Annotated in this window: 22 protein-coding genes and 1 tRNA gene; 12 read left to right on the top strand and 11 right to left on the bottom strand. The window is 37.7% G+C overall.

Annotated features, from left to right (window positions below):
- Nucleotides 1-13: 13 nt before the first annotated feature.
- The 4 genes from BM084_RS08910 to BM084_RS08925 all read left to right on the top strand — a co-directional run bounded on the left by BM084_RS08910 (nt 14) and on the right by BM084_RS08925 (nt 2949).
- The gene (locus BM084_RS08910; RefSeq protein ID WP_075325091.1) at nt 14-1147 is read left to right on the top strand and encodes an Mrp/NBP35 family ATP-binding protein; all 1134 of its coding nucleotides are present in this window, start codon (nt 14-16) and stop codon (nt 1145-1147) included.
- A complete protein-coding gene (locus tag BM084_RS08915; RefSeq protein ID WP_075325090.1) occupies nt 1148-1390 on the top strand; it encodes a NifU family protein in 243 nt (80 codons plus the stop codon).
- A gap of 32 nt (nt 1391-1422) precedes the next feature.
- The gene (locus tag BM084_RS08920; RefSeq protein WP_075325089.1) at nt 1423-2484 is read left to right on the top strand and encodes an NAD(P)/FAD-dependent oxidoreductase; all 1062 of its coding nucleotides are present in this window, start codon (nt 1423-1425) and stop codon (nt 2482-2484) included.
- 129 nt (nt 2485-2613) lie between these two features.
- Entirely contained in the window at nt 2614-2949 is a 336-nt protein-coding gene (locus BM084_RS08925) for a 2Fe-2S iron-sulfur cluster-binding protein (RefSeq protein WP_075325088.1), read from the top strand.
- 161 nt (nt 2950-3110) lie between these two features.
- Here BM084_RS08925 and BM084_RS08930 read toward each other — a convergent pair whose 3' ends face one another.
- Entirely contained in the window at nt 3111-3920 is an 810-nt protein-coding gene (locus BM084_RS08930) for a DUF3050 domain-containing protein (RefSeq protein ID WP_093304381.1), read from the bottom strand.
- A gap of 99 nt (nt 3921-4019) precedes the next feature.
- Between BM084_RS08930 and BM084_RS08935 the strand changes: the two genes are divergently transcribed.
- On the top strand, nt 4020-4199 hold the full coding sequence (locus BM084_RS08935) for a hypothetical protein (RefSeq protein ID WP_075325086.1): 180 nt from the start codon (nt 4020-4022) through the stop codon (nt 4197-4199).
- Between the two features lie 134 nt (nt 4200-4333).
- On the opposite strand, the gene BM084_RS08940 is transcribed toward BM084_RS08935, so the two are convergent.
- The 6 genes from BM084_RS08940 to rplM all read right to left on the bottom strand — a co-directional run bounded on the left by BM084_RS08940 (nt 4334) and on the right by rplM (nt 9200).
- On the bottom strand, nt 4334-5512 hold the full coding sequence (locus BM084_RS08940; RefSeq protein ID WP_075325085.1) for an acyl-CoA dehydrogenase family protein: 1179 nt from the start codon (nt 5510-5512) through the stop codon (nt 4334-4336).
- A 56-nt stretch (nt 5513-5568) separates the two neighbouring features.
- Nucleotides 5569-6291: a tRNA1(Val) (adenine(37)-N6)-methyltransferase gene (locus tag BM084_RS08945; protein WP_093304384.1), complete on the bottom strand. Its 723-nt coding sequence runs from the start codon at nt 6289-6291 to the stop codon at nt 5569-5571.
- A gap of 88 nt (nt 6292-6379) precedes the next feature.
- Entirely contained in the window at nt 6380-7207 is an 828-nt protein-coding gene (gene tsf, locus BM084_RS08950) for a translation elongation factor Ts (RefSeq protein ID WP_075325083.1), read from the bottom strand.
- Nucleotides 7208-7296: 89 nt separating this feature from the next.
- Complete coding sequence (gene rpsB / locus BM084_RS08955; RefSeq protein WP_093304386.1) at nt 7297-8190, bottom strand: 30S ribosomal protein S2; 894 nt, start codon at nt 8188-8190, stop codon at nt 7297-7299.
- A gap of 168 nt (nt 8191-8358) precedes the next feature.
- Entirely contained in the window at nt 8359-8745 is a 387-nt protein-coding gene (rpsI, locus tag BM084_RS08960; RefSeq protein ID WP_075325081.1) for a 30S ribosomal protein S9, read from the bottom strand.
- Nucleotides 8745-9200: a 50S ribosomal protein L13 gene (rplM, locus tag BM084_RS08965; protein ID WP_093304389.1), complete on the bottom strand. Its 456-nt coding sequence runs from the start codon at nt 9198-9200 to the stop codon at nt 8745-8747. The genes rpsI and rplM overlap by 1 nt, the downstream gene beginning before the upstream one ends.
- 340 nt (nt 9201-9540) lie before the next feature.
- Here rplM and BM084_RS08970 point away from each other — a divergent pair, with 340 nt between their 5' ends.
- A complete protein-coding gene (locus BM084_RS08970) occupies nt 9541-10134 on the top strand; it encodes a DUF5004 domain-containing protein (protein ID WP_143083637.1) in 594 nt (197 codons plus the stop codon).
- A 117-nt stretch (nt 10135-10251) separates the two neighbouring features.
- Here BM084_RS08970 and polA read toward each other — a convergent pair whose 3' ends face one another.
- Complete coding sequence (gene polA / locus BM084_RS08975; protein ID WP_093304391.1) at nt 10252-13083, bottom strand: DNA polymerase I; 2832 nt, start codon at nt 13081-13083, stop codon at nt 10252-10254.
- A gap of 269 nt (nt 13084-13352) precedes the next feature.
- Here polA and BM084_RS08980 point away from each other — a divergent pair, with 269 nt between their 5' ends.
- Together BM084_RS08980 and BM084_RS08985 are read left to right on the top strand one after the other, a co-directional pair.
- The gene (locus tag BM084_RS08980; protein ID WP_075325077.1) at nt 13353-14579 is read left to right on the top strand and encodes a metallophosphoesterase; all 1227 of its coding nucleotides are present in this window, start codon (nt 13353-13355) and stop codon (nt 14577-14579) included.
- Nucleotides 14580-14686: 107 nt separating this feature from the next.
- On the top strand, nt 14687-14983 hold the full coding sequence (locus BM084_RS08985) for a thioredoxin family protein (RefSeq protein WP_075325076.1): 297 nt from the start codon (nt 14687-14689) through the stop codon (nt 14981-14983).
- Here BM084_RS08985 and BM084_RS08990 read toward each other — a convergent pair.
- A complete protein-coding gene (locus tag BM084_RS08990; protein ID WP_075325075.1) occupies nt 14980-15693 on the bottom strand; it encodes a polysaccharide deacetylase family protein in 714 nt (237 codons plus the stop codon). The genes BM084_RS08985 and BM084_RS08990 overlap by 4 nt on opposite strands.
- Nucleotides 15694-15819: 126 nt before the next feature.
- The gene (locus BM084_RS08995; protein WP_093304394.1) at nt 15820-19122 is read right to left on the bottom strand and encodes a DUF2723 domain-containing protein; all 3303 of its coding nucleotides are present in this window, start codon (nt 19120-19122) and stop codon (nt 15820-15822) included.
- 326 nt (nt 19123-19448) lie between these two features.
- Between BM084_RS08995 and BM084_RS09000 the strand changes: the two genes are divergently transcribed.
- A tRNA-Gln gene (locus tag BM084_RS09000) sits at nt 19449-19521 on the top strand.
- A 115-nt stretch (nt 19522-19636) separates the two neighbouring features.
- On the opposite strand, the gene BM084_RS09005 is transcribed toward BM084_RS09000, so the two are convergent.
- Entirely contained in the window at nt 19637-20395 is a 759-nt protein-coding gene (locus BM084_RS09005; protein ID WP_075325073.1) for a DUF481 domain-containing protein, read from the bottom strand.
- A 156-nt stretch (nt 20396-20551) separates the two neighbouring features.
- On the opposite strand from BM084_RS09005, the gene BM084_RS09010 reads away from it, so the two are divergent.
- The 3 genes from BM084_RS09010 to BM084_RS09020 all read left to right on the top strand — a co-directional run bounded on the left by BM084_RS09010 (nt 20552) and on the right by BM084_RS09020 (nt 23687).
- A complete protein-coding gene (locus tag BM084_RS09010) occupies nt 20552-21784 on the top strand; it encodes a PAS domain-containing sensor histidine kinase (protein WP_093304396.1) in 1233 nt (410 codons plus the stop codon).
- 40 nt (nt 21785-21824) lie between these two features.
- Complete coding sequence (locus BM084_RS09015; RefSeq protein ID WP_075325071.1) at nt 21825-22856, top strand: response regulator; 1032 nt, start codon at nt 21825-21827, stop codon at nt 22854-22856.
- An 84-nt stretch (nt 22857-22940) separates the two neighbouring features.
- On the top strand, nt 22941-23687 hold the full coding sequence (locus BM084_RS09020) for a universal stress protein (protein WP_093304398.1): 747 nt from the start codon (nt 22941-22943) through the stop codon (nt 23685-23687).
- Nucleotides 23688-23732 lie beyond the last annotated feature (45 nt).

Genomic DNA, 23732 nt, shown 5'->3' on the forward strand with positions numbered 1-23732 from the left:
AAATATCTTTTAAATGAAGTTAGACAGAAAAGAAATATTAAAATCGCTGGAAACTATTTCTGTAGCCGGAGAAGGCAAAAATATGGTAGAAAGCGGGGCTGTTCAAAATGTAATGACTTTCGGTGATGAGGTGGTTGTAGACCTGGTTTTACAAACTCCTGCCTTGCATATTAAAAAGCGGGCAGAAGTGGATGTGATGAAAGCAATTCACGAACATGTAGAACAAAAAGCCAAAGTTAAAGTAAATATTAAAATAGAGTCTACCTCTAAAAAACCAGAAATAAAAGGGAAAGCAATTCCCGGGATTTCTAATATTATAGCCGTGGCTTCAGGAAAAGGAGGCGTAGGTAAATCTACAGTAACCGCTAACCTTGCGGTAACTTTATCAAAGATGGGCTTTAAAGTAGGAATTTTAGATGCCGATATTTATGGGCCGTCTATCCCTATGATGTTTGATGTAGAAGCTTCAAGACCACTTTCAGTAAATGTAGATGGGAAATCTAAAATGAAACCTGTAGAAAACTACGGGGTGAAAATTCTTTCTATCGGGTTCTTTACCCAACCAAATCAGGCAGTTATTTGGCGTGGACCAATGGCTTCTAAAGCTTTAAATCAAATGATTTTTGATGCGGCCTGGGGCGAGTTAGATTTTCTTTTAGTAGATCTACCACCGGGAACGGGAGATATTCATCTTTCAATTATGCAGTCTCTTCCTGTAACAGGATCTGTGATTGTAAGTACTCCACAAAACGTGGCTTTAGCCGATGCTAAAAAAGGAGTAGCGATGTTCCGTCAGGAAAGTATAAATGTGCCGGTACTGGGAATAATAGAGAATATGGCGTATTTTACTCCAGAAGAACTTCCTGAAAATAAATATTATATCTTCGGAAGAGAAGGTGCTAAAAACCTCGCAAAAGATATTGAAGCGCCATTTTTAGGCGAAATTCCGCTGGTACAAAGCTTAAGAGAATCTGGTGATATTGGCCGTCCTGCTGCTATGCAGGAGTCAACACCCCTGGAAGAAGCTTTTGAAGAAATTACCCGTGGGATGGTTCAGGAAACAGTGAATAGAAACCAAAGTCTGCCTCCAACTGAAGCGATTAAGATCACTACAATGGCAGGATGCAGTGCAGTTAATAAAAAATAGATGACGAGCGAAGAAGTTAAATTAAATGTAGAAAAGGCCCTGGCTGAAATCAGACCTTTTTTGGAGAGTGACGGGGGCAATATTTCCCTTATCGCTATTGAGAACGATCGCCTGGTTAAGGTTCGTCTGGAAGGCGCATGTGTAGATTGCACAGTAAACCAGATGACGCTAAAATCTGGGGTAGAAATGACTATTAAAAAATATGTTCCACAAATAGAAAGTGTGATCAATATTCAAAGGTAAGCACCTGGCTTACTATCAAATTTACCAGTAGAATGATTAAAACCGATATACTTATAATTGGCGCAGGGCCAACGGGCCTTTTTGCGGTTTTTGAAGCAGGATTATTAAAACTAAAATGTCATTTAATAGATGCACTGCCGCAACCTGGCGGGCAATGTTCCGAAATTTATCCTAAAAAACCTATCTATGATATCCCGGGCTTCCCCGAAGTATTGGCAGGAGACCTGGTAACTAATCTAATGGAGCAAATAAAGCCTTTTGAACCGGGTTTTACTCTGGGAGAAAGAGCTCAAACCATAGATAAACAGGAAGATGGTAGCTTTATAGTTACCACTAATAAAGGAACAAAACACCACGCCCCGGTGGTAGTAATTGCCGGTGGTCTTGGAAGTTTTGAACCAAGAAAACCACCTATTGCCAATATCACCGATTTTGAAGATAAAGGCGTAGCTTATATAATTCGGGAACCAGAAGATTATCGCGATAAAAAAGTAGTAATTGCCGGTGGGGGTGATTCAGCATTAGATTGGGCTATTTATTTAGCCGATGTTGCTTCAGAAGTTTCACTGGTACACCGAAGAAATGATTTTCGTGGAGCGTTAGATTCAGTAGAAAAAGTAGAAGAGCTTTCAAAAATTGGAAAGATAAATCTTATTACCAATGCTGAGGTTACCGATCTTAAAGGAGAGGAAGAACTGGATAGTGTAGTGATTACTCACAAGGATTCCGCAAGAGAAAAAGAAATTAAAGAAACCGATTATTTTATACCATTATTTGGGCTTTCGCCTAAATTAGGGCCTATTGCAGATTGGGGTCTGGAGATAGAGAAAAATGCGATTAAAGTTGATAATGCTTACGATTATCAAACAAATATTCCCGGGGTTTATGCCATTGGAGATGTGAATACATATCCAGGCAAATTAAAGCTGATTCTTTGTGGTTTCCACGAAGCAGCGATTATGTGTCAGAGCGCTTATCAACGCATTTTCCCAGACAAGAAATATGTGATGAAATATACTACCGTAAGTGGCGTAAGCGGATTTGACGGCAGTAAGAAAGAAGCAAAAAAAGAAGTTGTAAAAAGTATAAATTAAAACAGAAAAATTCAGTTGTAGTGTCGTCAACCTGTCCCGAAGTGGCGGGATGGTTTCAGGTTCTAAGAGCTTAGATTCTGAAACGAGTTCAGAATGACGTCCATCTTGAATATTCTTTTATTAGAAGATATGTCTGATATTAAAATAACCATTATAGACAGGGAAGGCGAAGCCCACGTGGTAGACGCTCCAACAGATATGAATATGAACCTTATGGAAGTGGTTCGCTCTTACGAACTTGCTGCCGAAGGAACCATTGGTATTTGTGGCGGTATGGCAATGTGTGCTTCCTGCCAGTGTTATATTCTCAATTTTGAGCATATGCTGCCCGAACAAAGTATTGAAGAGGAAGACATGCTGGATCAGGCATTTTTTGTGGAAGACAATAGTCGTTTAAGCTGCCAAATTCCCATTACTGAAGAATTAGATGGGCTGGAAGTAAAGCTTGCTCCTGAAGCACCTTAATTCTTCTATCGAGTAGATAGTGATCACCATTCTGAATTCATTTCAGGATCTAGGTGGTGAAATCTTTTGAGCTTCTAGCTCAGGATAGGGGATTAGAAATATTAAATAAACCTCAAAGGTTATCAAAACCTTTGAGGTTTATTTTTACAGAAAAAATCTCTTTAAATCGTTTGCAGGTTTTTAGAATCTATATTTTCTGAAATCTCTTCTTCAATGCCTTTCCAAAGCTCTAACCGGGCATCAAGCGCTTCTTCAGCGGTAATTTTTACTTCTTCCCATTTCTCCTCATCATTTCCACAGAGTTCTGCTACCATTTTAAAGGCCATAGGCCCGTGCTCATCCCCGTCTAATTCTATATGACGATCAAAATAATACTTAAATAGACTTAAATCTTCTTTTGGGAAATTCTGTTGCACATTTTCTATAATAGAAGTGAACATGCCGGGAATAAGTCCTTCGCGTCCAAAGGTGAAGGCTGCAGCTATTTTATGCGGTTTTTCTTCTGAAATTACTTCAAAGGTATTTTTTAGAAATATCTTAATATTAAGCGGGAGTTTTGTGGCTGCAATAAGTAAAAAAATATCGGTGCCGTGGGTCACCTGGAGCAAAAAATCTTTTATCCTGCCAGTATCGGCGCCACTTTTTTCCATCGCGTCAAGATACATCTCAAAATGGCTTTGATGATCGCCAAAATAATTGACATCGGTTTCTTCAGCAAGTACTATTGCATTGATTAAATAACGAGTTTCAGGATTGCCTACAGGCACCCAGGGATTGGTGGTTTTGGTAAGTTTTTCCTGTAAAGCGGTTAGCAAAGACATAAAATCCCAAACAGCAAAAACGTGATGCTCCATAAAGATTTGAAGATGCTCTGGAGTGGTTATTTTTCGATATAAGGAATGATCTAAAAGTTGATTTATTTTAGGCTCTAGCGCTTTATTTATCTCTTTTATCCTATTTTTTTCTCCCATTTTGCAAAAATAAGATTCTCTTTAGGATTTATAAAATTTAAACATTCATTTAAAACTGAATTAACGCTCAATTTCAGCTTTTTAAAGTATATTCAAAATATGGCGAAACAGTTTTTAAATTCATATAATGTCATCGTTTTTTATTCAAAAAAATCAAAAGATTATTTGAAAATAGACGGTGTGGTGGCTAAAAATCCCAAACCACTTAAAAAAGAATGCTGTGAAAAATATAAAAAGGGCAAACGTTGTAAACGCTGCCCTTGTTTTGATTTGTTGTAGTTGAAGTGAAACGTCCCTCTGAACTTTTTTCAGTACGTCATCCTGAACTTGTTTCAGGATATAAAATGTTTAGAATTTTAATAGGCCCTCTTGCTGAAATGAATTCAGCTTGAAGATTTTATGTATTTGTCTATTTACTGAAAAGCCGGAATCCCGGTAATATCCATTCCCGTAATTAATAGGTGAATATCGTGTGTGCCTTCATAAGTAATTACACTTTCCAGATTCATCATATGGCGCATAATACTATACTCGCCGGTAATTCCCATTCCGCCTAAAACCTGCCTTGCTTCCCGGGCTATTTTTATGGCCATTTCTACATTATTTCTTTTCGCCATAGAGATCTGAGCCGAAGTTGCTTTTCCTTCGTTTTTAAGAACACCCAGTCTCCACGCCATAAGCTGCGCTTTGGTGATCTCGGTGATCATTTCTGCTAATTTTTTCTGCTGAAGTTGAGTGCCGGCAATTGGTTTATCAAACTGCACGCGCTCTTTTGCATAACGCAAAGCGGTATCATAGCAATCCATTGCTGCACCAATGGCGCCCCAGGCAATTCCGTAGCGGGCAGAATCAAGGCAACCTAAAGGAGCGCCAAGTCCGCTTTTATTAGGCATTAGGTTTTCTTTTGGAACTTTTACATTGTCAAAAATAAGTTCGCCGGTGGCGCTGGCGCGAAGTGACCATTTGTTATGTGTTTCTGGAGTAGAAAAACCTTCCATTCCGCGCTCCACGATAAGTCCGTGGATTCGTCCATTTTCATCTTTTGCCCAAACAATGGCTACATCGGCAAAAGGTGCATTAGAGATCCACATTTTAGCGCCATTCAATAAATAATGATCGCCTTTATCTTTAAAGTTGGTAGTCATCCCACCGGGATTAGAACCGTGGTCTGGCTCGGTAAGCCCAAAACATCCCATAAATTCTCCCGAGGCTAATTTTGGTAAATATTTTTTGCGTTGTTCTTCGGTGCCGTACTTATAAATAGGGAACATTACCAGGGAACTTTGAACAGATGCGGTAGAACGCACGCCACTGTCGCCTCGCTCAATCTCCTGCATAATGAGTCCGTAGGAGATTTGATCCAGACCAGCGCCACCGTATTCTTCCGGAATATATGGGCCAAAAGCTCCAATTTCAGCTAAGCCGCTAATTATAGATTTAGGGAATTCTGCTTTTTGAGCAGCGTCTTCAATTATTGGGGAGACCTCGCGTTTCACCCATTCTCTGGCGGCATCGCGAACTATTTTATGTTCATCGGTAAGCAGCTCGTCAATATTGTAATAATCTGGAGCCTGGAAGTTATCTGTTTTCATTTGTGTGGTGTTTTACACAAATGTAACCAAGCTTTTGAAAGCAAACAATTTTAAGATTATAATTTAAGATAGAAGTCTTTTACAAGATTTTTGTAAGCTTCTGTATAATTATGTCGTGAAATTTCAATGATAAGTTCATTCTCTTGCAGGTCAATTTCTTTAAAGCTAAAACTCAATAAACTTCTTTTTATTGCTGATGTTTCATTGCCGCGTACCCTGGTGATTTTCTTCGGAAAAAGACCAAATTCACTGGCCAGGGCTAAAAAATATTTTTCTTCTTTATGTGGAATAATTGTATTGAACTCCCCTTCTGGATGAAGCAATTTTGACACGCCTTCTACTAATTCTGAAAAAGGCAGGGCTTCAGCAAAACGTGCCTTATTTCTACTTGCGTTTTCTGAAGTATAATCTTCCGCATAAAATGGCGGATTGGAAATTATGAGTTCATATTTCTCTTCATCCTGCATTTCTTCTACAAATTCATCAAAAGCCGCGTGATAACAAAATAGCCTGTCTCCCCAATTGCTTTGTTCAAAATTGTCTACAGCTTGTTCGTAAGCATCTTCGTCAATTTCTAAAGCATCAATAAGAAGGGCAGGGGAGCGCTGTGCGAGCATTAATGCAATTAAACCTGTTCCTGTGCCAATATCCAGAATGCTGTCTGGTTGGTGTTCCAGGGAAGCCCAGGCGCCGAGTAAAACGCCGTCGGTGCCAATTTTCATGGCGCAGCGATCTTGTTCTATCTTGAATTCTTTAAACTGAAATGCTTTTTCTGACATTTGGTAAAATTAAAAAAACCGCTTCAGATTAGTGAAGCGGTTTTTGATTTATTAGGATTTCCGCCTGCGCGGAAATGATAAATTTTAATTACTCTCCTAAAGCAACTCTTTCGAAACCTACAACAGTAAGATCTGAATCTACAGATTTTACGTAGTCTGCAACGCTTTGTTTTCCGTCTTTAATAAAAGCCTGGTTAACCAAAGTGTTGTCTTTAAAGTAACGCTGAATTTTTCCTTTTGCTATTTTATCTAGCATATCTTCAGGTTTTCCTTCCTGGCGAAGTGTATCTTTAGCGATCTCTACTTCTTTGTCTATGGTTTCCTGGTCTACACCTTCTTCGTTAAGTGCGATTGGGTTCATAGCGGCAGCTTGCATAGAAACGTTTTTTGCAGCTTCCTCAGCTCCTTCAGTTTGTTTTGAAAGACCAGTAATTACTGCAATTTTGTTCCCTGCGTGAATATAAGAACCTACGAAAGGAGCTTCTAAAGTTTTAAAAGCACCAATTTCTATTTTTTCACCAATTACACCTGTTTGCTCAGTTAATTTATCTTCAACTGAAATCCCGTTGTAATCTGCTTTTAGTAATTCTTCTTTAGAAGAAACTGTTAAGGCGATATCTGCGAAGCTGTTGGCCATTTTTACGAAATCATCGTTTTTAGCAACAAAGTCGGTCTCACAGTTAAGAGAGATAATAACACCTTTAGTGTTATCGTTGTTTACTTTAGCGATTGCAGCTCCTTCAGCTGATTCTCTATCGGCTCTTTTAGCAGCAACTTTCTGACCTTTTTTACGAAGTACTTCAATAGCTTTATCAAAATCACCATCTGCTTCAACAAGTGCCTTTTTGCAATCCATCATACCGGCACCGGTAGATTTTCTTAATTTGTTTACTTCTGCGGCGGTTATCTTAGCCATAGTATTGTGTTTTATTTAAAAAAGTCGCTTAGAGACCAACTGTTAGGAAAGAAACTAAACGACTTTTTTGGATGTTATAAAATGTTGTTTTATTCTTCTTCGTTAGATGAAGCTTTGTCTAAGGTTTCTTTCTTAGACTCAAGTTTTACATCTTTCTTGGCTTCTTGCATTGCCTTTTTATCTTCGGCATCTTTAGAAGGAGCTTCAGCTTCTGGTTGCTTTACAGTAGCCTTTGGTGCTTTTGGCTCTTTTTCTTCATTTTCTGCTTTCTCTTTTTTAGAATCTTTAGAAGCTTTTCTTTCAGAAAGGCCTTCTACAATAGAATCTGCAACATAAGAAACCACTTTGTTGATAGACTTTGAAGCATCGTCATTAGATGGGATTACGTACTCAACCTCACGAGGATCTGAGTTTGTATCTACCATAGCGAAAATTGGAATGTTTAATTTTTGAGCTTCTTTAATAGCAATGTGTTCACGAGTAATATCAACTACAAAAAGCGCTCCTGGAAGTCTGCTCATATCAGAAATAGAACCAAGGTTCTTTTCTAATTTAGCTCTTAAACGATCTACCTGAAGACGTTCTTTTTTAGAAAGTGTATTAAAGGTACCATCTTTCTTCATTCTATCAATAGATGCCATTTTCTTAACAGCTCTACGAATAGTTACAAAGTTGGTAAGCATACCACCGGGCCAACGCTCGGTAATGTATGGCATGTTTGCTTTTTCAGCTTGTTCGGCTACTATTTCTTTAGCCTGTTTCTTGGTAGCTACGAAAAGTATTTTTCTACCGCTGGCTGCAATTTTTGCAAGGGCATCACCTGCCTCCTGCATTTTAGCAGCACTCTTATATAAGTTGATGATGTGAATCCCATTACGCTCCATATAGATATATGGGGCCATATTTGGGTTCCATCTTCTTGTAAGGTGTCCAAAATGTACACCTGCATCAAGTAATTCTTTTACTTCTACTTTGTTTGCCATTTTTGTAATAGTTTACTTTCTGTTGAAGATAGCAACACGTAAGTGGCTGTTTATTATAAACACGGCCTTACCTGTTTAGATGCTAAACTAACTCCCAATAGCATTTGGGATAACAACAAAATTCTTTTTAATATTAAATGAACTTTGGAATATAGATTCCAATAAAAATTAACGTTTAGAGAACTGAAATTTCTTACGAGCTTTCTTCTGTCCAAACTTCTTACGCTCTACCATTCTTGGGTCTCTGGTCATTAAACCTTCTGGTTTTAACACCGCTCTGTTCTCTGCATCCAGTTCTACCATTGCTCTTGCAAGTGCAAGACGAATAGCTTCTGCCTGTCCTGTAATTCCACCACCGTAAACATTAGCAATAATGTCGAAGTTATCGTCATTACCGGTAAGGTTAAGGGCCTGGTTTACTTTGTAAAGTAAAGGACCTGTGGTAAAGTAGTCTTTAAGGTCTTTTTTGTTTACGCTAAATTTTCCGCTTCCTTCAGAAACGTAAACACGCGCAACCGCCGTTTTTCTACGGCCAATTTTGTGAATAACCTCCATTACTTAAGATCGTTTAAGTTAATAGTTTTAGGTTTTTGTGCAGTATGATCGTGATCTGTTCCTGCGTAAACCTTTAAATTTCTAAATAGGTTTGCTCCAAGTTTGTTCTTTGGTAACATTCCTTTTACTGATTTTTCGATAATTCTCTCTGGATTTTTCTCGAATAATTCAGCGGCTGTTAGACTTTTTTGTCCACCCGGGTAGCCGGTGTGACGAATGTATTCTTTCGAATCCCATTTCTTACCGGTTAAGTTGATCTTTTCTGCGTTGGTAACAATTACGTTATCACCACAATCAACGTGCGGGGTGAAGTTAGGTTTGTGCTTACCTCTTAGTAGCTTGGCTACTTTAGATGATAGGCGGCCCAACGTCTGTCCTTCAGCATCCACGTGTACCCATTCTTTGGTCACGGTAGCCTTGTTGGCTGATACTGTTTTGTAGCTTAATGTGTCCACACTAATTAAATTTACTTATTATTAAACATTCCATTCCCATTCCCAGCATGATTCATGTCGGGAAATCGGGGTGCAAATGTACAATTATAAATTCATATAGCAAATCCGAAATTAATTAATTTATTTTGAGGAAGATAGCTGTACCTCAGAATTTTAAGATTGCGCTTTTTTATAAAGTTTTTGTAGCTATATGAGGCTATTACAGCATTACTCCTACATTTTTCATCTAATCTGAATCGTTAAAAAGCACATAATGAACGTTAAACGGTAATATTTATGTTAATAAAGTCATAAATATCTCCTAATGCACCTTATATTTGTAGCCCCAAATTTATTTGCTATGAAAAACCTATTTATGTTTAGAAACCTTTACGCAGTGTTCGGGTTGGTGCTTGTTTTAGCTTCTTGTGAGCCAAACCAGGATCACGTAGCCGAAACTGAAATTACCGCAACTAATGCAATGGCAACTATTACTCCTGAAGATCTTGAAGGAGAATGGAAACTTTCTGCAATGAATACCGATACCGCTGTAGATCTTAACAACGATCAAGTATTTAATTCTAATATTTTGTTGGAAACCGATTGTTTCCAGGATATGGGGGTTATATTTTATGCCGGTGGTGATATGACCACTACTAACTCCAGGCTTGATTTTAGAGCCGGGGTAAATAATAATGATTTTGAATGTCTTTCTGGCAGAACAGATACCGGGCTCTGGGATGTTGAAAATGAAAACGACCAGGAAAGGTTAGTGATTACTATGACTATTAATGGAGAAACCTATACTCATAAACGTATATTAGAAAGAACCACAAATACCTTTGCATTTGAAGTAAACAAATTAGAATCTCAACAATATTTAAACGGTAGCCCAGATGGGACCGATGCCGAGAATGTAGATGTATTATCTTTAGAATACACTAGAGTGAATTAGGAACCTAACCTATAAATTTTAGTGTTAGATAGAAAAACCTCGCAGCTTTGGTTGCGAGGTTTTTTGTTTTACTAAAGATTGCTTCAGTCGTGCCTCCATCGCAATGACGGAGAAATTCTAATGTGCTTCCAGCCAGTTATTGCCTTCTCCTAATTCTACGTCTAAAGGAACATCCAGTTTGTAGGCGTTTTCCATTTCAAACTGAATCATTTTCTTTACTTCTTCAATTTCATCTTTATGAGCATCAAAAACCAATTCATCATGTACCTGGAGTAACATTTTGGTTTTAAATTTTCCTTCTGTGAGTTTTCGGTAAATATTAATCATTGCCAGTTTTATAATATCTGCTGCGCTACCTTGTATTGGTGCATTTACCGCATTTCGTTCTGCAGCGCCACGCACTACCGCATTTTGTGAATTGATATCTTTTAAATAACGCCTTCTACCTAAAATGGTTTGAACATAACCGTTCTCCCTGGCAAAAGCTATCTGGTCTGCAATGTATCCGGTTAATTTGGGATAGGTTTTGTAATAGGTGTCAATAAGTTCTTTTGCTTCGGCACGAGATAAATTGGTCTGATTGCTTAAGCCGAAGGCTGAAACGCCATAAATAATTCCAAAATTTACAGTTTTAGCGTTGCTTCTTTGCTCACGGGTTACTTCATCTATATTTACGTTAAAAACCTGGGCGGCGGTAGAAGCGTGAATATCTTTACCTTCCTTGAAAGCTTTGATCATATTATCTTCTTCGCTAAGCGCCGCAATAATTCGCAATTCAATTTGAGAATAATCGGCAGCCAGCAGAATATGATTTTCGTCTCGCGGAACAAAAGCTTTTCTCACCTGGCGACCACGCTCGGTCCTTATCGGTATATTTTGAAGGTTAGGATTGTTGGAGCTCAATCTTCCCGTAGCTGCAATAGTTTGCACATAATCGGTATGAATTCTGCCGGTAGCTTTTTGTACCTGGTTTGGTAATGAATCTACATAGGTATTTTGGAGTTTTACCAGCGCACGATACATTAAAACATCCTCTACGATCTTATGTTCTTTAACTAAAACCGAGAGCACATCTTCGCTGGTTGAATATTGGCCTGTTTTGGTCTTTTTGGGTTTTTTAACCAACTCCATTTTTTCAAAAAGAATAAGCCCTAATTGTTTTGGAGAGCTTATTTTAAATTCTTCCCCGGCTTCTTTATAAATGCTTTGCTCCAAATCTTTAATGTCGCTATCCAGTGCGTCAGAAAGGGATTTTAGGAAATTCTCGTCTAATTTTATGCCTTCCAATTCCATTGCGGCAAGCACTCTAACTAGCGGAATTTCAATTTCATCAAAAAGCTTTCGGGTTTCTGCTTCTTTTAATTCCTGTTCAAAGAATTTTTTAAGCTGAAGGGTAACATCGGCATCTTCTACACCATATTCGGTTTGTTCTTCAACCGGAACATCCCGCATCGACTTCTGATTCTTTCCTTTTTTTCCTATTAATTCTGAAATAGGTTGCGGGGTATAATTAAGGTAAGTTTCGGCAAGTACATCCATATTATGACGCATATCTGGATTGATCAAATAATGCGCGATCATAGTATCGAAAAGTTTTCCTTTTATTTCAATATTATATTTTGCTAAAACCTTGATGTCATATTTTAGGTTTTGACCAATTTTTTCAATTTTTTCGTCTTCAAAGAATGGTCTTAATTCTTCAATAAGTTCCTGGGCTTTTTCTCGTTCTTCGGGAAAAGGCAGGTAAAAACCTTTACCGGGTTCCCAGGAAAACGCAATACCTACCAGCTCTGCTTCCAGCGCATTTAAACTTGTGGTTTCAGTATCTAAGCAAACGCTTGTTTGCTTCATTAAATTTTGAAGGAATAATTTTCTGGACAATTCAGTCTTTAAACTTTGGTAGACGTGAGCCGTATCTTTTAAAGATTTTCTTCCGCCAGAACTGGCTTCAATTTTTTCTGAATTATCACCTCCAAACAAAGAAAACTGGCCTTCGCCTGCAGTTTTGGAAACTTTTTTAGCTGAAGGAGAATTTGTGACCTGGGTTTGTGGTTGATCTTCTTCGCCACTAAATAATTTTATAAATTGATCTCTTAACCTTCTGAATTCAAGTTCTTCAAAGATCTCCTGCACTTTTTCGGCATCAGGTTGCGAAAGTTCGTAATCTTCAGCGTGAAATTTAACATCACAATCGGTAAGAATAGCTGCAAGTTTTTTAGAAAGAATTCCCTGCTCGGCATGACTTTCTACTTTCTCCTTCATCTTACCTTTCAACTGGTCAGTATTAGCCAGTAATTCTTCCATACTTCCAAATTGCTTCAGGAACTTTTTAGCGGTTTTTTCACCAACTCCGGGAAGTCCGGGTATATTATCTACCGCGTCGCCCATCATTCCAAGAAAATCTATCACTTGCTCCGGCCGTTCAACCCCAAATTTCTTCTGTACTTCGGGAATGCCCCAAATTTCTATTCCGTTACCCATTCTTGCCGGGCGGTACATAAAAATATTTTCGCTCACCAATTGAGCAAAATCCTTATCTGGAGTTACCATAAAAACCTGGTAGTTTTCTTTCTCGGCTTGTAGGGCGAGGGTGCCAATAATATCATCGGCCTCACAACCGGGAAGCACTACCACCGGGATGTGCATCGCATTTAAAATATCCTGGATAATTGGAATAGCTTCTTTTATTGGTTCTGGCGTAGCATCGCGGTTTGCTTTATATTCAGCAAACATTTCGGTTCTAACCTGGCTGCCTTCTTTGTCAAAACAAACGGCTAGATGATCTGGCTTTTCCCGTCTAATAACATCAAAAAGGGAATTCATAAAACCCATAATTGCTGATGTATCAAAGCCTTTAGAATTAATCCTGGGGTTTTTTATAAAAGCGTAGTAACCACGGAAAATAAGCGCGTAAGCGTCCAGTAAGAATAAGCGTTTTTGAGCAGACATATATTTTGGAATATTGTTTTTCTAAATATCCCAAAACTACAAAGATATTATCATACTGGCTTTAGTGGGTCTTAAAAACTTGAGGTAACCTGCTAACTATTATTTTGCAATTAGTGGTATAGTCAAATTTTATGCTATATGACATTTACGGCACTATTTAGGATAAAAATTTGTCGGGTTATTATAACTAAAACAGGCGTTAAAATAAACCCAAACGAAATTTATAAAGTAATGATTAAAAGTATATTCGCAAAAATTTAAGAGTACTCATGCGCTGGATTATATTAATAGTTTTTTTCCTTTTAATAGAGATTTATGCCTACCAGGTTTTAAAAACACTTACCCGTAATTACTGGGTGATAATTTTATATTTTGTTATTACCGCTGCGGTTTTGGGTAATTTCCTATACCAATGGCTTACGCCAGTAGAAGGTAGTGTCCTCACCGGGGCACGGGGTTATGCCTTTGGGTTTCTACTTTCAGTATTGCTTTTTAAACTTATTCTCACCCTCATTATGTTTGGGGAAGATATTTACAGAATGGGTATCGCAGGATATGAAAAATTATCTTCTTCTAAAGGAAATTTTGCTCTCCCTTCACGTAGAAAATTTTTGAGCCAGTTAGCTATGGGACTTGCTGCCATTCCTTTGGCCTCGGTTTTATATGGAATGTACCAGGGGAAATATAATTTTAGAGTTTTGCGTTATACATTATACTTTGAAGATCTACCCGATGCTTTTGATGGTTACCGATTAAGCCAAATTAGCGATGTTCACAGTGGTAGTTTTGATAACAAAAACAAGATTAAATACGGGGTAGACCTTCTAAACGAGCAAGAAAGTGATATGGTTGTTTTTACCGGGGATCTTGTTAATAACGAAGCTTCAGAAATGGAGCCCTGGAAAGAAATGTTCAGTCAAATAAAAGCGAAAGATGGGGTGTATTCTATCCTGGGAAATCACGATTATGGAGATTATAAAAACTGGAATTCTTCTGAAGAAAAGAAACAAAACCTAGATACTTTGAAGGAAACCCATGCTGAAATGGGTTGGCAACTTTTACTGAATGAGCATAAAATAATTGAGAGAAACGGTGAAAAAATCGCTTTAATAGGTGTAGAAAACTGGGGCGCCGGCGGATTTAAAAAAGAAGGAGATCTAGATAGGGCTGGGGAAGGACTAAGCGAGAAAGATTTCAAAGTTTTATTGAGTCACGATCCTTCTTACTGGCAGGAAAAGATAAAGAAAGATCCTAAACATTATCATTTGACGCTTAGTGGTCACACCCACGGAATGCAGTTTGGTATTGAAATTCCAGGATGGTTTAGATGGAGCCCGGTGCAATATCGTTATCAAAACTGGGCTGGAATATATGAAGAATTTGGCCGTTATATTAACGTAAACCGCGGATTTGGCTATTTGGCTTTTCCCGGGCGCGTGGGAATTTGGCCAGAAATAAGTGTAATTGAACTCAAAAAAGGCTCAAAACCTGCATAATCTGGAGAATTTGCTATATTTGAATTAGTATTTGCTCCGAAAAAAAGTATGAAGTGCGTTTCCCATTTTGAATCTCACTTGGTGAGTCTAATTAAAAGAAAAACTACATGTCAAAATTTGGAGAATTAATAGATCTCAATATTCCGGTCTTGTTAGACTTCTACACCGAGTGGAATGAAGATTCAAAGGCTATGAGTCCTGTTTTACGCGAAGTTGCCGCTTCTATGGGCAATAAGGCAAAAGTGATAAAAATCGATGTAGATAAAAATGCTCAACTTGCCGAAGCGCTTAGGGTGAAAGCTTTGCCAACCTTAATGATTTATAAATCTGGTGAGATGAAATGGCGCCAAACCGGGGAACAGGACGCTGCAACGCTGGTAGGTATTCTTAAGGAATATATTTAAAGCGCTTTAAAACTGATGCCTTTTTCAGCGTAATACTCCAAAACTTTAGGTAGTGTATATTTCAAATTTTTAAAGGCTTTTTGGCTGTCGTGAAAAACAATAGTGCTTCCACCTGAAGCATTATTTATCACATTTTTAAAGCATTTTTCTTTAGAAATCCTGTTTTCAAAATCTCCACTTAAAACATCCCACATCACTATTTTATAATTCAGTTTTACAAGTGCTGAGGCCTGTGAATTGTTGATTTTCCCGTAAGGAGGGCGAAAGAGTTTTTGCGTTGAAGTTTCGGGTTGCGAGTTGCAGGTCACGGGTTTCGCGTTTTCCTGGTTCTGGGTTCTGTTATCTCTTCTCTCTTCTCTTTTTTTTCTCTTTTCTTGAAGTATTTCCTCCGTCTTTTGTACATTTTCAACATAGACTTCGGTTTTAGTTTTCCACCCATTTAAATGGTTAAACGTATGGTTCCCAATACGGTGATTTTCTTTTGACAATTGCTGAAAGATTTCTGGATTTTTCCTGATGTTGTCACCAATACAAAAGAATGTCGCTTTTGCTTTATACTTTTTTAATTGCTCTAAAACCCAGGGCGTGATTTCGGGAATAGGACCATCATCAAACGTGAGATAAATACTTTTTTTATCCTGAATTTGGGTAATTCGGTTGGGATAGAGTTTCCTTAAAATTGAAGGATATTTTATAAAAAACGGGTTCATATTAGAAAAGTGGTTCAGAGAAAAGCTGAATCGGGTTGCGACCTGAAATCCAAATGCTGCCACTCCGTATTTTGAAAAAATATTCCTGCCAGTTTTATAAACCTTGCAGGAATATTTTTAATTTTTTTATTCTTCTACCGCAGAATCTATTCTAAGCGAATTATTTCCCCGGTTCAATTCAGGATTCAAACCCTCCTGAATAGCACTTTCCTGTGAATCTTGCGGATCTATTTCTTCTTCTTCACCATAAAAATGACGGAACATTTCCAGGTGTTCATTAAATTCGTCGGCTTTTTCTTCGAGAATTTCTTCATCCTGGTGAACTACGAGTAAATCTACCAGCGCGCGGTAACGCTCAATATCAGATACAATTTCATTGAAATTTCGATACTGCCTGTCTATATCCCAGCTGCTGTAATATTCAAGGTTTTCCTGGTAGTTTTTAGCAATTTTCTCCCAAATTTCCCTTGCCTTTTCGGGTTCGCCAACTTCATAATAGCCACTAACATAAGGTTCTAAAAGCGCATAATATTGAAAATGTTCTACCGGCATATGTTCCATTGCAAGGTCAAGCACTTTTTTAGCACGGGTAGTGTCCTGTTCGTTTAACAGGTTTTCTACCAACCTGGCAAGGTTACTTCTGTAGGTAATGGAATTTCGGCGCGTTTCAGTATCGTGATAAATATCGTCTGATCCCATATTACCCCAATCCCAATTCATCACAATATCGTACATCTTATCGGTGTTGATGCGCCCCATATCGTATGGGTTTCTTTGGTCTATTGGTGTTTTAATAGGAACAAGTTTATATGCTACACCTTCAAGCTGCAGGTATTCTTTCATCCAAAGATAATCTTCGTCGCTAAAGCTTCCGCCAGAGAAATAAATTGGTCTTTCCCAATTATTGTTGGCAATAATATCCAGCATTAATAATGTATTCTTATAAATAGCCTGCGACTCTATATTAATTACAATTTCATCTACAATTTGATCTACAAAGCGTTCTTCTACGATTCCATTTTCTAAAACAGCTTGTTTATCTACAGGAACACTTATATTTCGGGTAGGGAAGGTGTTTATTGTTTGCCCACTTTGTAATTCGGCTTTTGTTCTTGGGTCATCATTTTGAATATAATTCAGCCAGGTTTTAATGGGAATGGTATCGCGGGTAACTTCTTTAGCAAAAACCACATCGTTAACTCCATTGTAATCCTCATTTTCAAATTGTGATGGAATAGGATCACTTTCAAAAGCCTTACGCTTCATTTGGTCTATATACCAGTCGGTGGCAAAAAGGCTTGTGTTTACCACTCTAACATCGGTACGGTAACGTTCAATTTGCTGCACATACCAGAGCGCAAAAGTATCGTTATCTCCAATGGTGAAAATAATACCATTTTCATCTACAGAATCCAGGTACATTTTGGCCATGGTAAGTGTAGAATCCCTACCGCTGCGATCGTGATCGTCCCAGTTTTCTGAAGCTAAAAGTACAGGAACCGCTAAAATTGATGCTGCAATTACAATTGGTGCAGCCAATTTTGGTTTCAGGAATTTTTTAGCCCAGTCAAAGAGGGCGTAGGCTCCAAAACCAATCCAAATGGCAAAAACGTAAAACGAACCAACTAAAGCATAATCGCGTTCCCGGGGTTCAAAAGGTCTTTCATTTAAGTAAATTTTTAGTGCAATACCCGTAAAAAGGAAAAACACCAGTAAGACCCAGAAATTATTTTTATCTCGTTTAAATTGAAAAACAAGACCTATTAATCCTAAAATCAGTGGAAGAAAATAATAGGTATTTCTGGCTTTGTTATTTTTTACATCGCTGGGAAGATTGTCTTGTGGGCCAACGTGCATCTCGTCTATAAAATCTATCCCACTAATCCAGTTACCGTGAACATCGGTATATTTTCCCTGTATATCGTCCTGTCTTCCAACAAAATTCCACATAAAATATCGCCAGTACATATAACCAATCTGGTACTCTAATAAATAGCCAATATTTGAAGCGAAAGAAGGTTTCTCGATATTTAAGTAATCACCAAACTGTCTCAAGAAGTTGTGATAATCGTTATTATCCAGTTCGCCCTGGGAAAAACGATTCTGGAATTCGTTTACCGCACTTACCAATCTCTCTTCACTCTGGTATTCTGGTTTTATGGTAAAATCTAAGGGGCCGGTAAAATCCATGTAATTAGCAGCGTGCTGCGTACTCCACATCCTAGGCAGGATTGCTTTATGCGAATCGTCCAGGTTTTGTTTTGCATTTTTATAATCGTTTACAATAATATACTCCCCGGCTTCTTCGTCTTTTTCATACTTTGGTTTAGCATCGGTATATGGATTATCTTCATCTAAACCGGCGTACATTTCAGAAAACTGCGGGCCGTAGAATAAGTGAGTTTCGCCGTATTGTTCCCGGTTGTAATAAGCGAGCAACTCCCGCGCATTATCGGGACTGTTTTCATTAATAACCGTAGGAGCATTAGATCTTATAGGAAGCATTACCCAGCTGGAAAATCCAATTAGGATAAAAAGAATACAAAGGAATAATGTATTAAGCTGAAAATAATTTTTCTTTCGGGTATAATTGATTCCGAAGTAAAAAGCAGCAACAATTACCAGGAGTGCAATTACGGTTCCTGTATTGAACGGAAGCCCCAGCGAGTTGGTAAAGAATAATTCTGAAGCAGCAAAGAAAGTAAGCGTGTAGGGCAGAAGCAGTTTAAAAATAAACATCAATACAGCTACCACCACAATATTGGCGATTATAAAATTCTTTACGGTAACCTTTTTATAATTTTTAAAGAAATATAGAAATCCTATGGCAGGAATGGTAAGTAATCCCATAAAGTGAACGCCAAAAGATAAACCCACAACCAGGGAAATAAGAATTAGCCATCTATTTCCGCGGGGTTTAAACATATCACGTTCCCATAACAAACCTAAATAGAACATAAGCGCCATTAGGCAGGCGGCCATGGCATAAACTTCGGCTTCTACCGCACTAAACCAAAAACTATCGGTAAAAGTAAAAGCTAAAGAGCCAACTAGCGCACTACCTAAAACAGCCATTTTATTGGCAGGTTTTAATTTTTCTATAGGGCCGGCTACTTTTAAAACCAATAAACTAATAGACCAGAACATAAATAAAATAGCAAATGCACTTGCTGCGGCCGACATAAAATTCACCATAAGCGCCACCTGGGAATTATCTGGTGCAAATGTTGAAAAGAATGCTCCCAGCATCTGGTAGAAAGGCGCTCCCGGTGGGTGGCCTACTTCAAGATTTGCCGAGGTTGCAATGTATTCACCTGCATCCCAAAAACTTGCGGTGGGTTCTAAGGTGAGGGTATAAGTAGTGAGCGCAATTACAAATACCAGCCATCCTAGTATTTTATTCCACTTCCTGAAGCTAAAATCTGTCATTATTGAGTAAAGTTGAGTAGTATGTGGCGAATTTAATAATAAAATTATGAATGCTCTATAATAGATAATTAAATGCTATTAGGCTTACTTAGAAGCCAGGATGTATTTTTCCATTAAGCCAGCTGTAGGCTTTGTTCTGAGATAGCTTACTAACGGAAGTTAAAGCGAAATATTTTCTGAAATGACTGAAAATAAAGCTGTTTTGGGATTTTTATATTTGTAGATATTTCCGTTTAAATTGAACTCGAAAAAAATAGGTTTATTTTTTGCAGAAAAAGTTTGCGCAATAGAAAGTTTGTTTTAAATTTGCATCCGCATTACAGCAATGGCCTATGGTGTAACTGGCAACACGTCTGGTTTTGGTCCAGAAGAGTCTAGGTTCGAGCCCTAGTAGGCCAACAAAATTAACCGAATTCTGAAAAGAGTTCGGTTTTTTTGTTTTTAAAGTCCTGTAAAAATTTTAGCTTCAGCTTTTTGCCCAAAGACATCTCCACAATAGAAACTTTTTTTATCCCTAAAAACTAAACCCAACACCAATTTGTAATTGCGAGGTGTATTCCCGGGTATTTAAAGGAGTTTTACTGTCAAAGTAATAATCGTAAATAGTAAAAACTTTAAACCATTCTGCCAGCGGGATGTCCAGTCTAAATTGTTCTAAGAGCCTGTAATCTTTAAGGTTTTTATAAAGCGGCTGGTAGTAAACCGTATTGGTGACCGAGAAATTTTTTGATTTCGATAAATAGGAAACAGAAAGATAAGTGCTGTTTCTATGCTTGTATTCTGTTGTCCCGGCCCTGTCGCTATATTCAACTTCATACATATAGCTATTGCCAAGATAACCTGAGAAATTCTCGCGGTTCATCCATTTTAGTCTTAAACCTGCACCTACAAGATTTCTTTGTTCAACCACCAGCAGTTGATTGTATTGGCCTTGCAGAAAAGCTTCAAACCTTAAGAGTTGATTAAATTTATAGTTAAAACGGGTATGTAGAAACCAGGAATTTTGCAAATTTCCTTCATCAGCATCTATTAAACGGTAATTTCCTAAAAAGAGATAGGTTTTTTTTAAATCTTTTGATTTTAACTGGGTAGTTAGCGTTCCGTTTATCTGGTTTACCGATACCCCGTCGTTGTTGGAATGGTTAAAAGCAAAATCGGCATTTAATACAAATCGGGTAGAATCGGTTTGAAGGCGTTTGGTTTCAATATTAACCAGTTGCGCCTGCCCCAAAAAGGGTAGAAGTAGAAATAATAATAGGAATCTCCAGTGCATTAAAAGTTTTTGGCAAAACAAAGATAAAAAGTATTGATAACCTTATTCAAAAACCGATTTTATTCTTTCTGGTATTCTAAAATAAAAACTCTGTTTGCTTAATAAATCATTAAACACTTTGTAATTTAGTTTCCTTAAATACCTAACCTATAAATTGTGGCTTTAGAATTTTTTAGAGAAAACGAACAAATATTCAATACATTATTCGAGGCGGCTTCAGAAGGCGTTATCGTGGTAAACAGCCAGCAAACAATAGTTACCGCCAATCAAGCGGCCTTAATTATGTTTGGTTACAACAAGGAGGAGCTTTTAGGTGAACATCTCAATATTTTAATTCCTGTACGCTATAAATCTAATCACCATCAGCATTTTGACAGGTTTATGAAAGATAGTGAGAAAAGACAAATGGGTCATGGCAGGGATTTGTTCGGGGTAAAAAAAGATGGGACACAATTTCCGGTAGAAGCAGGATTAAATCCGTTTCAGGTAGATGGGGAGCGTTTTGTAATGTCTTTAATTGTAGATATTACCATTAGAAAAGAAAATCAGCAGCGCATTAGAGAACTCAATGCCGAGCTGGAAGACAAAATTAAAATTCGTACCCAGGAACTTAGAAATACGGTGGATGACCTTGAAAAGGAAATCACCAAGCGAAAAGAAGCCGAAAAACGTATTAAACTTGCACTAAAACAGGAAAAAGAGCTCAATGAGCTAAAGACAAAATTTCTTTCCCTGGTGAGTCACGAATTTAAAACTCCGTTAAGCGGAATTCTTACTTCGGCTACTTTGGCCGAAAAATATACACAAACCGAACAGCAGGAAAAAAGAACAAAACACCTTACTACCATAAAAAACAAGGTGCATTATTTAAATAATATTTTAAATGATTTCCTTTCGTTAGAACGCCTGGAATCTGGGAACGTGAACTATAAATACACAGCTTTTAGCCTAAACAAACTTATTAACGAGGTAATTTACAATGCCAATGTGACTTTAAAATATGGGCAGGAGATAGAATATGATAGTGAAATGGGAGATGTAACCCTATATCAGGATGAAAAAATTCTGGAGCTTATTCTTTCAAATTTAATTGGAAATTCTATTAAATACTCTCCAGAAGATTCCACTATCTATTTTAGAATATTTCCTACTGAAGAAAAAATTATCTTTGAGGTGGAAGATGAAGGAATGGGAATTCCGGAGAAAGACCAAAAGCATATTTTTACACGTTATTTTAGGGCCGAAAATGCTTTGCTTAACCAGGGCACCGGCATAGGGCTTAATATTGTTAAAGTTCATCTTGAAAATATGGGAGGCAATATTAAATTTGAAAGTATAGAAAATAAAGGCACTAAATTTACTGTAACATTACCTAGCCAAAATAGATAACCGCTTATGTTACTTGAGCGGACATTGAAAATAATTTAAGATGAAAAAAATACTTTTAATTGAAGACGATGTAACCGTTAGGGAGAATACTGCAGAATTGCTGGAGCTCTCAAATTATGAAGTAGTAACCGCACCAGACGGGAAGAAGGGTGTAGATAAAGCAAAAGAAGAAATTCCTGATATAATAGTGTGTGATATCATGATGCCAGAACTGGATGGCTACGATGTACTTACGCGCCTTTCAGAAGATTCAGAAACCAAAGGCATTCCTTTTATTTTCCTTTCGGCGAAAACCGAACATAAAGATGTAAGAAGAGGAATGGACCTTGGCGCAGACGATTATCTAACCAAGCCTTTTGAAGAAGAAGACCTTTTGAGCGCTATAGAAAGCAGGCTGGCAAAAGTAGAGATTTTGCAAGCCCAGAAAAAGGATAATAATGGAGAAACCGTTCAAAATCTTTCGGCTTTTCGCGAAATGATGAGAAACCGCGAGCAGATTAGTTTTAAGGCTGGTGAAAATATTTATGAAGAAGGAAAATCTTCCCTGCATTTTTATATGGTAGAACGCGGGGTTGTAAAAGCCCACAAATATGATAGCCGCGGTAAAGAAATGATTACCGAACTTTACAAAGAAGGAGATTTCTTCGGAAATTTAAGCTTTAATAAGAATTCGGCTTATGGCGAATATGCCACGGCTTTAGAAGACAGTGTGCTTTACGTGGTTTCTAAAGACGAATTAAGGGAAATCCTTAAGAGCAATAGTAATATTAGTATGGAATTGCTCCAGGAAATGGGCGATCATCTTATGGGGGTAAAAGAGCAATTAATGGAAATTGCCTATGCTTCAGTAAGAAGAAAAACAGCCAGAACTATTTTACTTTTCGCTCATAAAATTAAGAAAAACCCATTACACAGTATTAGAATTTCGCGGGCAGACCTGGCAGGAGTCGCTGGTATAGCTTCAGAAACGCTAATAAGAACCCTTTCCGATTTTAAAAAAGAAGGACTTATTGAAATTGAAGGCAGAAATGTGAAGCTTTTAGATGCAGAAAAGCTGGAGGCAATTAGTTAATTTTTACAGAACTGACCGGAATCATATTTAGGATTGATCTTTCACGCTACTTTTGGCCAAAATTAGTGCTGAAAGGTCAAGCCTATGAATATTTTAATACTTACAGATTTTTCTCCCCAGGCTTATAATGCTGCACGCTATGCCTTGAATTCAAATTCAGGCTCATCAAAATTTTATGTGCTTCATGCCTCTTCTACCGGCGTGGCATCAAAAATAGATGAGGCGCTTGTAGACTTTGTTGCCAGGCTTAAAAAAGAACCTGCTGCAACTGGCCATTCATTTTATACTCTTCCTTTTGCCGATAACCTTATAAATGCAACCCGAAAGGCAGTAACCGAAAAAAGGATAGACCTAATTGTGATGGGTGCATCTGGAAAAAATACTTCTAATTTCCAGGGTTTAGGTGGGAATACGTGTAATGTAGTAAAAAAGGTAAAATGCCCTGTATTGGTAGTGCCTAATTGTGAATTTAAACAATGGGAAAGACTTTATCTTCCTATAGATTTACGATTTCCTGTTCATACTGAAGCTTTACAATTATTGCAAAAGTTGCCCGTTGCTCCTAATGTAAGCCTGGATGTATGGGAATTTAATTTGAATAATTCTGAAGGACAAATAGAAGATTTTAAACTGCCCAATTATAAACTTAACCGAAAAACGCTCAAAGAAGAATCAGATTTCTTTGGGAAGTTCTGGCCAGAAGCAAATGTAAAGGCCAATATTATAGTGTTTTTTGCCCGCCAGCTTCATATTACTGAAAAGCTTTTAAACAGGCTTTCGGCTACCGAAACCCGGAAACAAAACCTTCCGGTGCTTATTCTTCACGGCTAAATTTCTAAAATTTGGTTAAAGTTTTCTGTTTAGCTATTAAAGTTA

This window comes from Salegentibacter agarivorans (assembly GCF_900113135.1).
GTDB lineage: Bacteria > Bacteroidota > Bacteroidia > Flavobacteriales > Flavobacteriaceae > Salegentibacter > Salegentibacter agarivorans.

What these genes read in the sequence shown, in the direction of transcription:
- BM084_RS08995 (WP_093304394.1), bottom strand. Translation starts at nt 19,122, where the DNA reads ATGACAGATTTTAGCTTCAGGAAGTGGAATAAAATACTAGGATGGCTG.
- BM084_RS08940 (WP_075325085.1), bottom strand. Translation starts at nt 5,512, where the DNA reads ATGAAAACAGATAACTTCCAGGCTCCAGATTATTACAATATTGACGAG.
- rpsB (WP_093304386.1), bottom strand. Translation starts at nt 8,190, where the DNA reads ATGGCAAACAAAGTAGAAGTAAAAGAATTACTTGATGCAGGTGTACAT.
- BM084_RS09005 (WP_075325073.1), bottom strand. Translation starts at nt 20,395, where the DNA reads ATGCACTGGAGATTCCTATTATTATTTCTACTTCTACCCTTTTTGGGG.
- BM084_RS08910 (WP_075325091.1), top strand. Translation starts at nt 14, where the DNA reads ATGAAGTTAGACAGAAAAGAAATATTAAAATCGCTGGAAACTATTTCT.
- BM084_RS08985 (WP_075325076.1), top strand. Translation starts at nt 14,687, where the DNA reads ATGTCAAAATTTGGAGAATTAATAGATCTCAATATTCCGGTCTTGTTA.
- rpsI (WP_075325081.1), bottom strand. Translation starts at nt 8,745, where the DNA reads ATGGAGGTTATTCACAAAATTGGCCGTAGAAAAACGGCGGTTGCGCGT.
- BM084_RS09020 (WP_093304398.1), top strand. Translation starts at nt 22,941, where the DNA reads ATGAATATTTTAATACTTACAGATTTTTCTCCCCAGGCTTATAATGCT.
- BM084_RS08935 (WP_075325086.1), top strand. Translation starts at nt 4,020, where the DNA reads ATGGCGAAACAGTTTTTAAATTCATATAATGTCATCGTTTTTTATTCA.
- BM084_RS08970 (WP_143083637.1), top strand. Translation starts at nt 9,541, where the DNA reads ATGAAAAACCTATTTATGTTTAGAAACCTTTACGCAGTGTTCGGGTTG.
- BM084_RS08945 (WP_093304384.1), bottom strand. Translation starts at nt 6,291, where the DNA reads ATGTCAGAAAAAGCATTTCAGTTTAAAGAATTCAAGATAGAACAAGAT.
- BM084_RS08915 (WP_075325090.1), top strand. Translation starts at nt 1,148, where the DNA reads ATGACGAGCGAAGAAGTTAAATTAAATGTAGAAAAGGCCCTGGCTGAA.
- BM084_RS08925 (WP_075325088.1), top strand. Translation starts at nt 2,614, where the DNA reads ATGTCTGATATTAAAATAACCATTATAGACAGGGAAGGCGAAGCCCAC.
- BM084_RS09015 (WP_075325071.1), top strand. Translation starts at nt 21,825, where the DNA reads ATGAAAAAAATACTTTTAATTGAAGACGATGTAACCGTTAGGGAGAAT.
- polA (WP_093304391.1), bottom strand. Translation starts at nt 13,083, where the DNA reads ATGTCTGCTCAAAAACGCTTATTCTTACTGGACGCTTACGCGCTTATT.
- BM084_RS08990 (WP_075325075.1), bottom strand. Translation starts at nt 15,693, where the DNA reads ATGAACCCGTTTTTTATAAAATATCCTTCAATTTTAAGGAAACTCTAT.
- BM084_RS08980 (WP_075325077.1), top strand. Translation starts at nt 13,353, where the DNA reads ATGCGCTGGATTATATTAATAGTTTTTTTCCTTTTAATAGAGATTTAT.
- tsf (WP_075325083.1), bottom strand. Translation starts at nt 7,207, where the DNA reads ATGGCTAAGATAACCGCCGCAGAAGTAAACAAATTAAGAAAATCTACC.
- BM084_RS08930 (WP_093304381.1), bottom strand. Translation starts at nt 3,920, where the DNA reads ATGGGAGAAAAAAATAGGATAAAAGAGATAAATAAAGCGCTAGAGCCT.
- BM084_RS08920 (WP_075325089.1), top strand. Translation starts at nt 1,423, where the DNA reads ATGATTAAAACCGATATACTTATAATTGGCGCAGGGCCAACGGGCCTT.